11 protein-coding genes and 1 tRNA gene are annotated in these 9,896 nt (G+C 72.3%); 6 read left to right on the forward strand and 6 right to left on the reverse strand.

Going from position 1 to position 9,896, the window contains the following annotated elements; genetic code table 11:
* Nucleotides 1–39 precede the first annotated feature (39 nt).
* The 3 genes from ACFWM7_RS29515 (at nucleotide 40) to ACFWM7_RS29525 (ending at nucleotide 1,692) form a co-directional block, all read left to right on the forward strand.
* Nucleotides 40–660 carry an L-threonylcarbamoyladenylate synthase gene (locus ACFWM7_RS29515; protein WP_383266242.1) on the forward strand — a complete coding sequence of 207 codons (621 nt, stop codon included), beginning with the start codon at nucleotides 40–42 and terminating at the stop codon, nucleotides 658–660.
* A gap of 67 nt (nucleotides 661–727) precedes the next feature.
* Complete coding sequence (locus ACFWM7_RS29520) at nucleotides 728–1,351, forward strand: hypothetical protein (protein WP_383266245.1); 624 nt, start codon at nucleotides 728–730, stop codon at nucleotides 1,349–1,351.
* Nucleotides 1,352–1,467: 116 nt separating this feature from the next.
* Entirely contained in the window at nucleotides 1,468–1,692 is a 225-nt protein-coding gene (locus ACFWM7_RS29525) for a hypothetical protein (protein WP_065480053.1), read from the forward strand.
* A 61-nt stretch (nucleotides 1,693–1,753) separates the two neighbouring features.
* Here ACFWM7_RS29525 and ACFWM7_RS29530 read toward each other — a convergent pair whose 3' ends face one another.
* The 5 genes from ACFWM7_RS29530 to ACFWM7_RS29550 form a co-directional block, all read right to left on the reverse strand.
* A complete protein-coding gene (locus ACFWM7_RS29530) occupies nucleotides 1,754–2,284 on the reverse strand; it encodes an AAA family ATPase (RefSeq protein ID WP_383266248.1) in 531 nt (176 codons plus the stop codon).
* 44 nt (nucleotides 2,285–2,328) lie between these two features.
* Nucleotides 2,329–4,005: an ABC-F family ATP-binding cassette domain-containing protein gene (locus ACFWM7_RS29535; protein ID WP_383266250.1), complete on the reverse strand. Its 1,677-nt coding sequence runs from the start codon at nucleotides 4,003–4,005 to the stop codon at nucleotides 2,329–2,331.
* A gap of 309 nt (nucleotides 4,006–4,314) precedes the next feature.
* Entirely contained in the window at nucleotides 4,315–5,820 is a 1,506-nt protein-coding gene (mptB, locus tag ACFWM7_RS29540) for a polyprenol phosphomannose-dependent alpha 1,6 mannosyltransferase MptB (RefSeq protein WP_383266253.1), read from the reverse strand.
* 92 nt (nucleotides 5,821–5,912) lie between these two features.
* The gene (locus ACFWM7_RS29545) at nucleotides 5,913–6,329 is read right to left on the reverse strand and encodes an SRPBCC family protein (RefSeq protein WP_383266256.1); all 417 of its coding nucleotides are present in this window, start codon (nucleotides 6,327–6,329) and stop codon (nucleotides 5,913–5,915) included.
* Between the two features lie 35 nt (nucleotides 6,330–6,364).
* The gene (locus ACFWM7_RS29550) at nucleotides 6,365–7,375 is read right to left on the reverse strand and encodes an aldo/keto reductase (protein WP_383266259.1); all 1,011 of its coding nucleotides are present in this window, start codon (nucleotides 7,373–7,375) and stop codon (nucleotides 6,365–6,367) included.
* Nucleotides 7,376–7,549: 174 nt separating this feature from the next.
* Between ACFWM7_RS29550 and ACFWM7_RS29555 the strand changes: the two genes are divergently transcribed.
* Nucleotides 7,550–8,473, forward strand: a complete 924-nt coding sequence (locus tag ACFWM7_RS29555; protein ID WP_383266262.1) for a LysR substrate-binding domain-containing protein — start codon at nucleotides 7,550–7,552, stop codon at nucleotides 8,471–8,473.
* An 86-nt stretch (nucleotides 8,474–8,559) separates the two neighbouring features.
* Nucleotides 8,560–8,635 (forward strand) — tRNA-Trp (locus ACFWM7_RS29560).
* Nucleotides 8,636–8,652: 17 nt separating this feature from the next.
* Here the strand turns inward: ACFWM7_RS29560 and ACFWM7_RS29565 are convergent.
* Nucleotides 8,653–8,922 (reverse strand): hypothetical protein, encoded by a 270-nt coding sequence (locus ACFWM7_RS29565; RefSeq protein WP_352242516.1) that lies wholly within the window; start codon nucleotides 8,920–8,922, stop codon nucleotides 8,653–8,655.
* 176 nt (nucleotides 8,923–9,098) lie between these two features.
* Between ACFWM7_RS29565 and ACFWM7_RS29570 the strand changes: the two genes are divergently transcribed.
* Nucleotides 9,099–9,719, forward strand: a complete 621-nt coding sequence (locus ACFWM7_RS29570) for a DinB family protein (protein ID WP_383266266.1) — start codon at nucleotides 9,099–9,101, stop codon at nucleotides 9,717–9,719.
* Nucleotides 9,720–9,896: the final 177 nt, after the last annotated feature.

The raw sequence follows: 9,896 nt of genomic DNA on the forward strand, positions 1-9,896 counted from the left end.
CCCCTCTACCGGTCCGGCCCGAGCGCGTAAGCTCGGCGGATGGCCAAGTACTTCGACGTGCACCCCGCAAATCCCCAGCCCCGCACCATCAGCACGGTGGTCGACAGCATCCGGTCCGGTGCGCTCGTCGCGTACCCGACCGACTCGTGCTACGCCCTGGGCTGCCAGTTGGGCAACCGTGACGCCCTCGGCCGGATCAAGTCGATCCGGAATCTCGACGACCGCCATCACTTCACGCTGGTGTGCCACGACTTCGCGCAGCTGGCGCAGTTCGTGCGCGTGGACAACGACGTGTTCCGGGCGGTCAAGGCGGCGACGCCCGGCAGCTACACCTTCATCCTCCCGGCGACGAAGGAGGTCCCCCGCCAGTTGCTGCACCCGAAGAAGAAGACGGTCGGGGTGCGCATCCCCGACCATGTCGTGACCCAGGCGCTGGTGGCGGAGCTGGGTGAGCCGTTGCTCTCCAGCACCCTGCTGCTCCCGGACGAGGAGGAGCCGCTGACGCAGGGCTGGGAGATCAAGGAGCGGCTCGACCACGAGGTGGACGCCGTCATCGACTCGGGCGACTGCGGCACCGAGCCGACCACGGTCATCGACTTCTCCGGCGACGAGCCCGAGATCGTACGTCGCGGAGCCGGGGACGTGTCCCGCTTCGAATAGCCCGTACGGCCGCGGCCCTCGTCCGTCGTCCCTCCCCCGTCGTCCGCGGCGGGGGAGACTGGCGGGCGTGACAGGTGAGCGACTGCGGTTCGACGGCTGGATCGCCGGTGTGGGGACCTCCTCGGGCACCCGGCTGGTGGTCGGGCACTGGCCGCGCTCCCCGTTCGGGGCGTTCGCCGACGTCATGGTGGAGCACCCCGACGGTGAACGGGTCCTGCTGGCCCCGTCCCGGCGGATCGCGGACTTCGTGGCCGCGACGTACCGCTTCGACCGGATCGAGGTGGTGCCCGTGTCCGTCGCCTCCGCCACCGGCGACACCTGGTTCGTCGAGGCGGGACCGCTGCGGCTGCGGCTGCGCACCGGACGCCGGTCCGCCCTCGGCCTGCTGCTGTCCGCCGTGCCGGCCCCGCTCGCCCGCAGCCCGCTCTGGGCCGCGCTGTGCGATGTGCCGGCCCGGTTGCTGATGCCCGGCGTACGCACCCTGGGCCGGGCGGCTCCGGGGCGGCGGGAGTGGTACGGGGCGCGGGGGCTGCGGCCGGTCGTGGCGGCCGACGCCGTGGTGGACGGGGTGAGTCTGGGCTCGCTGGCGCCGCTCGATCCGCCCGTGGCCTTCGGGTTCGGCTCCGCCCCGCGCAGCCCCTCCCTGGTGCGCGTCACCACAACGGTGGAACTCGCGCCGGCCGGGAGGTGAGGGCCGCCGCCGCCCCGGGGGAGGCCGTGGGAGCCGTTTCCGTACCGTCCACGGCTCGCTCGCGACGGAGGCCGGCCGGGGATGCGAGGGGGCCGGGCGCGTCGCAGGGTGGACCCATGGCAAATCCCCCGATCGTCATCCACCGTCCGACCCCCTCGGGCGGCCGCCGGGTGACCGTGCACTACGAAGGCCGGGACGAGATACTCGGGCTGGCCCACAGCGACCACGACGTGATCGTGTTCCTGAGCGAGGCCGGCCTCGAAGAAGCGGACCGGATCCTCGACAACCCGGTCTGGGTGGAGTGGCGGGGCGGGCGGGCCCACAGCTACGAGGCGGCCTGACAGCCCCACCACCCGCACCGCCCGCCCGCCGCGTCGCCCTGCGGCGGCCCGGGCCTTCGGTTCACCCGCGCAGGCCGTCGAGGATGGCCGAAACCGTCTCCCCGGGTGTCTGACCGGTCGTGTCCAGCCACCGACCGATCCGGGGCGTCCCACTCCGCAGATGCGCGTCGAACGCCTCGACCGTCCACTCCCCGTACCCCGTCTTCCCCCGCCCGGCCTCCCTCGCGCGCACGGCCCCGGGCGAAGGGGCGAGCACGACGACGTGGAGCGGGCGGGTGCGGATCCTGTCGACGAAGCGCGGCAGATCATCGCCGAGGACGATGTCCTGGACGACAGCCGTCCACCCGTCGTCCGCGTAGGCGTCGGCCACCTGTGCGGAGATCCGCTGGCGCAGGTCGAGCTGGCTCCGCGCCTCCTCCGCCTCGTCGGGGGTCATCTCCGCACGGCCGGAGACGATCATGCGGCGGAAGACGTCACCGCGCACATGGACCGCTCGCGGCAGGCTCTCCGCCAGGAGCTGGGCGACGGTGGACTTGCCTGCGGCCATCACTCCGGTGATCAGTACGACACAGGGGCCGGGGTCTGCGCCCATCCGGAACTCCTCTCTCACCTTCTTCTCCGATCGTGCGGTCGGTGTCACGCCGTGCCCGTGGGGGTGGACTGCGGGCTCCCGAACAGTTCGCGGACCTCCTCGGCGTCGGTCTCCAGCAGCTCGTCGTCCAGCAGGATCCAGCGGGTGATGCCCACGGATTCCAGGAACGGCAGGTCGTGGCTGGCGATGAGGAGCGCGCCCTCGTAGGACTCCAGGGCGCTCGTCAGCTGGCGCACGCTGGCCAGGTCGAGGTTGTTCGTCGGCTCGTCCAGCAGGAGCAGTTGCGGGGCGGGGGCGGCGAGCATGGTCGCCGCGAGCGCGGCCCGGAACCGTTCGCCGCCCGAGAGGGTGCCCGCCGGCTGCTCGGCGCGGGCCCCCTTGAAGAGGAACCGGGCGAGCTGGGAGCGGATCTGGTTGTCGGTGGTGCCCGGGGCGGTGCGGGCGACGTTGTCGGCGACGCTCAGCGCGTCGTCGAGGACGTCGAGGCGCTGCGGGAGGAATTTCAGCGGCACCGCCGCCGTGGCCTCTCCGGCGCTGGGCGCCAGCTCCCCGGTGAGCGCGCGCAGGAAGGTGGTCTTCCCGGCCCCGTTGCGGCCGACCAGGGCGATGCGTTCGGGGCCCTTCACCTGGAGGGCCCCCTCGCGCAGCCGTCCGTAGGGCAGGCTCAGGTCCCGTACGGTCAGGACGGTGCGGCCCGCGGGCACCGCGGTGTGCGGCAGGCTCACCTTGATCTCGGCGTCCCGGCGGATGGCTTCGGCGGCTTCCTCCCTGCGCTCGCGGGCCTCGTCGAGGCGGTCCTCGTGCAGTCCCCGCAGCCGGTCCCCGGACTCCTGGGCCGAGCGCTTGCGCTCCCCGGCGACGATGCGCGGTGCCTTGCGCCGGCCGTCCAGCTTCTTGTCGTGGCGCTGGCGGCGGGCCACCTTGATCCGGGTCTCCTCCAGTTCGCGCTGCTGACGGCGTACGTCGGCGTCGGCGGCGCGCAGCATCCGCCCGGCGGCCTCCTGCTGGGTGGCGAGGGCCTCCTGGTAGGCGGACCAGCCGCCCCCGTACCAGCTCACCGAGCCCGCTCGCAGTTCGGCGATGCGGTCGACGCGCTCCAGCAGGTCCCGGTCGTGGCTGACGACGATCAGGATCCCGGTGCGCCAGGAGTCGACGGCGTCGTAGAGCCTGCGGCGGGCGAACAGGTCGAGGTTGTTGGTCGGCTCGTCGAGGAGAAGGACGTCGGGGCGTTCCAGGAGCAGTGCGGCAAGCCGCAGCAGGACGGTTTCACCACCGGACAACTCCCCCACGGTCCGGTCCAGTTCGACGGCCCCGAGCCCGAGGGTGCCGAGGGTGGCCAGGGCACGTTCCTCGACGTCCCAGTCGTCGCCGACGGTCTCGAAGTGCTCCTCCCGTACGTCCCCGGACTCGATGGCGCGCAGGGCGGCCCGCCGCTCGGCGATGCCGAGGGCCGCGTCGACGCGGAGGCCGGTGTCCAGGGTGATGTTCTGGGGCAGGTAGGCGAGGTTTCCGCCGACGGTGACGGACCCCGACGCGGGGCGCAGGAGTCCGCCGAGCAGGCGGAGCAGGGTCGACTTGCCGGCTCCGTTGGCCCCGGCCAGACCGGTGCGGCCCGGGGGGACCGTGAGGGAGAGCCCGTCGAAGAGGTTGGTGCCGTCGGGCCACCGGAAGGTGAGGTGGGAGACGGCCACGGAGGCGCTGGGCGCGGTGGAATGGCTCATGGTGGTTCTCGCAGTCGGAAGCGGTGGGAAGAAAAGGGCTTCGTATGCGAACAGCACGCGGCGACCCGGCCGGGGCCGGAAAGTGGTGGGAAGAACAGTCCTGCGAAGGTGAGGGACGGCTCAGCACCGAGGTCGCATCCACGCGGAAGCCACGGGCGGCAGACATGCCGACAGCGTCGTGACCGTGTACGGGCCAGGGCCGTACCGCGCGATGATCGCGGACCTCAGATGCGCAACGTCCACCTCTATCGGAGACAACAGGACTCGCTCAGCGTAGCCGAGAGTCTTGCGGAGCGTCGAGGGGTTTTTTTACGGAGCGTTCTGCGGTGCCGGAGTCGAGGGAGCGGCGGACGCCGGGGGCTTCTGATCCTCCGCCGTGTCCTCGGGGCCGCGCCGACCGGGCAGTCGTACGCCCGGCGGCACGACGGGAGCGCGCCGGATCGCGAGCGTACAAAGGACGACGGCGAGACCGGCGAGAGCGAATCCGTAGGGCGGGGTGGCGCCCATGGGGTGGGTCTCGTACACGAGGGCCGCCGAGAGCACGATCAGGACGGCGGAGAGGCGGCCGTACTGCTCGGTCGCGGCGACGACGGCCATGCCCCACAGCAGGTACCAGGGCTGGACCATCGGCGAGAGGGCGACCAGCACGAGCAGCGAGAGGCCCAGGGCATGGGCGGGCGTCATGCTGCCCCGCATCGCACGGCGGGCCAGCACGACGATCAGGCCGAGCGCGACCGCCAGGCCCAGCGTCTGGACGGCGGACTTCACCGGCTCCCCGTCGACGTCCAGCAGCAGGTGGGCCAGCTCGCCGAGCCCGAGGCCGAGGTCGCTGGTGACGGAGAGCGCGGTGTGGATGTTCGCGGCGACGCCCTGGGTGTGGAGCCAGCCGAATCCGGTGCCGCTGATCAGGGTGGCCCCGCCGGCGACCGCGCAGGCGATCAGGCCGGGTGCGAACAGGCCCTTGGCCCAGCGGCGCCACTGGGGGCCTGCCGCGGAGGCGTACACGAGGACCCCGATGAACAGGAGCGATACGGCCGCCGGTGACTTCACCATGATGGCGAGGCCGACGAGGGCGCTGCCCGCGATCCACTTTCCGCGCAGGGCGAGCACAAAACCGGCGAGCATCAGACCGATCATCAGCCCATCGTTGTGCACGCCGCCGAGGACATGGATCAGCAGCAGCGGGTTGAGGGCGCCCAGCCACAGGGCGCGGCTTTCGCTGTGGCCGTGTTCGCGCGCCAGACGGCGCAGCGCCCAGACGATCAGCACGAGGGAGAGGAGCGCGACGAGCCGCATCGCCAGGACGGCGGGGACGATCGTGCCGCCGGTGGTCCAGGCGACGGCGGCGGAGATCAGCAGGAAGAGAGGGCCGTAGGGGGCCGGGGTGTCGCGCCAGTGGTTGCCGACGCCGGCGGCGGCGTCCCCGCCGATTCCGCCGGGGTCCAGGGCCGAGGGGCCTACGGTGTAGACGTCGTGCCCTTCGACGACCATCGAGCCCTGGGCGATGTAGCTGTAGACGTCTGCGCTGTAGAGCGGGGGCGCGAGCAGGAAGGGGGCCGTCCACCAGGCGAGGGTGACGAGGGTGTCGCGTGCTGTGGAGGCGCTCTTGCCGTACTGCCACCAGGCCAGGACGAGCACGGTCAGTCCGACGTAGGCGAGGACCGCCGCTGCCGCCTTGACGGTGGACCCGTGGTCGGTCCAGAGCCCCCAGGGGTCGTGGACCGGCAGCTTTCCGGCGAACCAGCCGCCGACGACGATCGCCAGGGACCCCACCGCACCCAGTCGACGATGCCCCACCGCGCTCAAAGCCCACATGACCGGCCAACCTATCGGACGGCCCGGCCCGGGCCACAGCCGCTCCCCCGGCTTGCCGGGCGCCCGGAGGGGGGTCCGGACGCCCGTGGCGGTCAGCCGGCGAGCGAGTGCGCGAGGGCGGCGAGGCCGTCGGCGTAGATGCCGTGGAAGAGAGCGGCGGCCTCGTCGTCGCCGATCCCGTCCGGGGTGAAGGTGCCGGACCACTCGACGCGCGACCGGTCGGGGGTCGCGCCCTCGTGCACGGTGATGGTGGACAGGTAGCCGGTGACCGGGAACGGGGCCCGGAGGATGGAGTAGCTGTAGCTGCGCGAGGCGTTGTCGAAGGCTTCGAGGCGTTCGACGATGACGCCTCCCTCCTCGTTGACGAGGGTGCGGACGCGGCCGCCCTCGCTCGGTTCGCTGGTCGGGATGTACGGGAGCCAGTCGGGCAGGGAGCCGAAGCCGCCGATGAGCCGCCAGACGCGGTCGGCGGGTACGGGGAGTTCGGTGGAGGCGGTGGTGCCGGCCATGGGGTGACGTCCTTGACGTGGTCGGTGCGGGTGGTTCAGGCGGTGGGGACGGGGGCGTCGGCGGAGACGAGCTTCTCCTCGCGCAGGGCCGTCCAGAAGGCCGCGGGGATCTTTTCGTCGAGCGCGGCGAGGTCCTCGGCGATGCGGCTGGGCCGGGTGGCGCCGGGGATCGCCGCCGCGATGGCCGGGTGGGCCAGGGCGAACTGGAGCGCGGCGGCCTTGATGCCGATGCCGTGCCGCTCGGCGAGGGCCTTGAGGCGCTCGACCTTGGCGACGATGTCCGCAGGCGCCTTCTGGTACTCGAAGTGCGCGCCGCCCGCGAGGATGCCGGAACTGTACGGTCCGCCGACGACGAGATCGACGTCGTGCTCGGCCGCCGCGGGGAGGAGCCGCTGGAGGGCGCGGTCGTGGTCGAGGAGGGTGTAGCGGCCTGCGAGGAGGAAGGCGTCGGGGCGCGGTTCGTCGAGGTCGAGGGTGAGTTCAAGCGGCTCGACCTTGTTGACGCCGAGGCCCCAGGCCTTGATGACGCCTTCCTCGCGGAGCCGGGTCAGCACCCGGAAGGCACCGGTGCGGGCGCTCTCGTAGGCCGCGAGCCACTCGTCGCCGTAGAAGTCCTGGGCGACGTCGTGGACCCAGACGATGTCCAGGCGGTCGGTGCGCAGCCGCTTGAGGCTGTCCTCGATGGAGCGCAGGGTGGCGTCGGCGCTGTAGTCGTTGATCATCTTGTTGGGGCGGCCGTGCTCGAAGAGCCCGCCCTTCTCGCCGAGGTCGCGGGCGGCGGGGTCCTCGGTCTCGTCCAGGACGACCCGGCCGACCTTGGTGCTGAGGACGTAGGCGTCGCGCGGGTGCTGGGCGAGAACGTCGCCGAGCCGAATCTCGGAGAGCCCGGCGCCGTAGAAGGGGGCGGTGTCGAAGTAGCGGATGCCCTGGTCCCAGGCGGCCCGCACGGTGGCGGCGGCCTCGTCGTCGGGGATCGCCCGGAACATGTTGCCGAGCGGTGCGGTGCCGAAGCCGAGGCGGCCGGGGAGAAGGTGGGTGATGCTCACGTGTGCGTCCTTGAGGGTGGGGAACGAGCCGACCTCGGCGCGGCTTTGATCCGGAGATATACGGTTGCGAACGCTCTGTCGGCCTTACGCATTCGAGGTTAGGATCGAGCGTTGAGACTGTCCAAGACTTGTTTGGGCTGACTTGAGTCTCCGAAGGTCTTACGAGGACGTGACATGCTCGATCTCCGCCAGCTCCGCTATTTCGTCGCCGTCGCCGAGACGGAACACGTCGGCCGCGCCGCCGAAGCGCTCCACATCTCCCAGTCGCCGCTCAGCCGGCAGATCGCCCAGTTGGAGAAAGAGCTAGGCCTGGTCCTGTTCGAGCGGGACCGGCAGCGCATCCGCCTGACCTCGGACGGCCGCGTCTTCCTCGCCGAGGCGCAGGCCCTGCTGACCCACGCCGGCCGGCTGGAGAACCTGGGGCGCCGGCTCGGGCGGGGCGAGGAGGGTGGGCTCTGCGTCGGTTACGTACCGGACGCCATGCACACCGGGCTCCTGCCCGCCGCCCTGCGCACGCTGCGCCTGGAGCGTCCCGGGATCCATGTGGCGCTGTACGGGCAGCAGAGCGCCGAGCAGTTCGAGGGGCTGCGGCAGCGCAGCCTGGACATCGCTCTGGTTCAGGAGCCGCCGGCCGAGGACGACCCGGATCTGCGCTCGGCGCTGCTGCTGGAGGATCCGCTGCTGCTCGTGCTGCCGGGCGGCCATCCGCTGGCGGACAAGCCGGATCTCGTGCCGGCCGATCTGGACGGGCAGCCGTGGATCGCGGTGGAGAGCAGCCGCGACCCGGCCTGGCGCGACGCGTTCGTCGCCTCGTGCGTGGCGGCCGGCTTCACTCCGGACATCACGCTGGACGCCGCTGAGCCCCTCACCGCGCTGGGGCTCGTCGCCTCGGGGTTCGGTTTGGCACTGGTGCAACGCAGCATGGTGCGCGGCACGGCGCCCGGCGTGGCCGTGCGGGAACTGCCTTGGCACAGCGGGTCCGCCCGGCTGTGGGCGGCGTGGCACCGGGTCGATCTGCGGCCCGTGGTGGGGGCCTTCCGTGCCACGGTGCTGGGCGCCGCGCCCGGTGAACCGGCAGCCGGGATCACCGGGGCGTAAACCGGTCGGCGGAACCACGGGCGCGTAAACCGGTTGGCCGGGGCATCGGGGCGTGCCAGGCTTCACCCCGTAACCACCCGTAACCAAGGGGCGTAGCTCAGCGGCCAGAGCGGCGGTCTCCAAAACCGTATGTCGCAGGTTCGATTCCTGCCGCCCCTGCCATCACCGTCCGACCCCCGTCATCGCACGTCGCCACGCCAGTCCCACTGGTGGCTGTCCGGCGACCGCGGCCCGTACTCGGCGCGTCCGCCGGGCCCGTAGGCGCCGATCTCGGTGACCAGCCCGACGCCGTCGCGCAGGTCCGCGTCGCCCCAGCCGGTGACGTCGAGGAGCAGCCCGTCGAGCGGGCCGCCGACCAGCTCGCGGTAGTCGTGACCCGGCCTCGGTCCCGGGCGGGGGTCGTCGTGGTCGGTGCCGTACACCCGTCGCTGCCTCATCAGCTCGTCCATGCGGGCAGCATCCCACCGAGCACTGACAACGGCTCGGTACGAGGGTCCATCCGGCCACCGTCCGGTGCCGGTCCGTCCGGTCCGGCACGGGTCCGCGGGCGGCGGGCGGCGGGCGGCGGGCGGCGGCGGCCGGAAATCGGCGCGCGTACGCCCTTCGGCTGTGGCACGCTCCACCGATGACCCTCCCACCTCGCCTGATCCCGCTGCTGGAGCAGTTCGACTTCGCGTGCGAGCGGCTCCTCGCCCGCCTGGCCGGTCCCGTCATGGACAGCGGCAACGGCGTCGACATCGGCGTCCACCCGCTCGGCGACGACGAGTACCTCTGGGAGCCCGTGCCCGACTGCTGGTCCGTACGCCGTCGCGGCGACGGACCCGGGGCCAGGGCGACCGCTCTGGCCGGGGCCGGTGACTGGGGGCGGGACTCGGCGGACTCCCCGCATCCGTTTCCCCCGCCGTTCACCACCCTCGCGTGGCGTCTGAGCCATCTCTCCGAGATGCTCACCCTCCGTGCCGACCACACCCACGGCAGCAGGTCGCTCACCCGCGACGGCTATCGCACGCCGGGGGACGCGGCCGGGGCGGTGGCCGCCTTCGAGACCGCGTCCGCCGCCTGGCGCGAGGCCCTGCTCACCGCCGACGACGCGGCCCTGGACACCGTCGGGTACAGCACCTACCCGAACGGCAGCGACGCCGAGGATCTCTTTGTCGACATCGTCTGGTGGGTGAACCAGGAGGTGCTGCACCACGGCGCCGAGATCGCCCTGCTCCGCGATCTGTACCGCGCCCGGCCGTCCTGAGGAGCGCCCCGGCGGCCGGGGAGCCCGCCGGGGGTCGCCGCAGTCGCCGCCCGGGTTGGCCCGCCATATGATTCAGGGACTTAGACCGTGTCCTACATGGTCAGTTGGCGGTTGTGCTGTTCATGGGAAGTGGACGGTGGGGATGGATCGTTCCGGACGGACTGTGGGAGATAGCGA

This window comes from Streptomyces sp. NPDC058375, from assembly GCF_042723425.1.
In the GTDB taxonomy this organism is placed as follows: domain Bacteria; phylum Actinomycetota; class Actinomycetes; order Streptomycetales; family Streptomycetaceae; genus Streptomyces; species Streptomyces durocortorensis.

Excerpts from the sequence above, each read along its gene's own strand:
- ACFWM7_RS29515 (WP_383266242.1), top strand. The coding sequence starts at position 40 with ATGGCCAAGTACTTCGACGTGCACCCCGCAAATCCCCAGCCCCGCACC.
- ACFWM7_RS29525 (WP_065480053.1), top strand. The coding sequence starts at position 1,468 with ATGGCAAATCCCCCGATCGTCATCCACCGTCCGACCCCCTCGGGCGGC.
- ACFWM7_RS29530 (WP_383266248.1), bottom strand. The coding sequence starts at position 2,284 with ATGGGCGCAGACCCCGGCCCCTGTGTCGTACTGATCACCGGAGTGATG.
- ACFWM7_RS29535 (WP_383266250.1), bottom strand. The coding sequence starts at position 4,005 with ATGAGCCATTCCACCGCGCCCAGCGCCTCCGTGGCCGTCTCCCACCTC.
- mptB (WP_383266253.1), bottom strand. The coding sequence starts at position 5,820 with ATGTGGGCTTTGAGCGCGGTGGGGCATCGTCGACTGGGTGCGGTGGGG.
- ACFWM7_RS29545 (WP_383266256.1), bottom strand. The coding sequence starts at position 6,329 with ATGGCCGGCACCACCGCCTCCACCGAACTCCCCGTACCCGCCGACCGC.
- ACFWM7_RS29555 (WP_383266262.1), top strand. The coding sequence starts at position 7,550 with ATGCTCGATCTCCGCCAGCTCCGCTATTTCGTCGCCGTCGCCGAGACG.
- ACFWM7_RS29565 (WP_352242516.1), bottom strand. The coding sequence starts at position 8,922 with ATGGACGAGCTGATGAGGCAGCGACGGGTGTACGGCACCGACCACGAC.
- ACFWM7_RS29570 (WP_383266266.1), top strand. The coding sequence starts at position 9,099 with ATGACCCTCCCACCTCGCCTGATCCCGCTGCTGGAGCAGTTCGACTTC.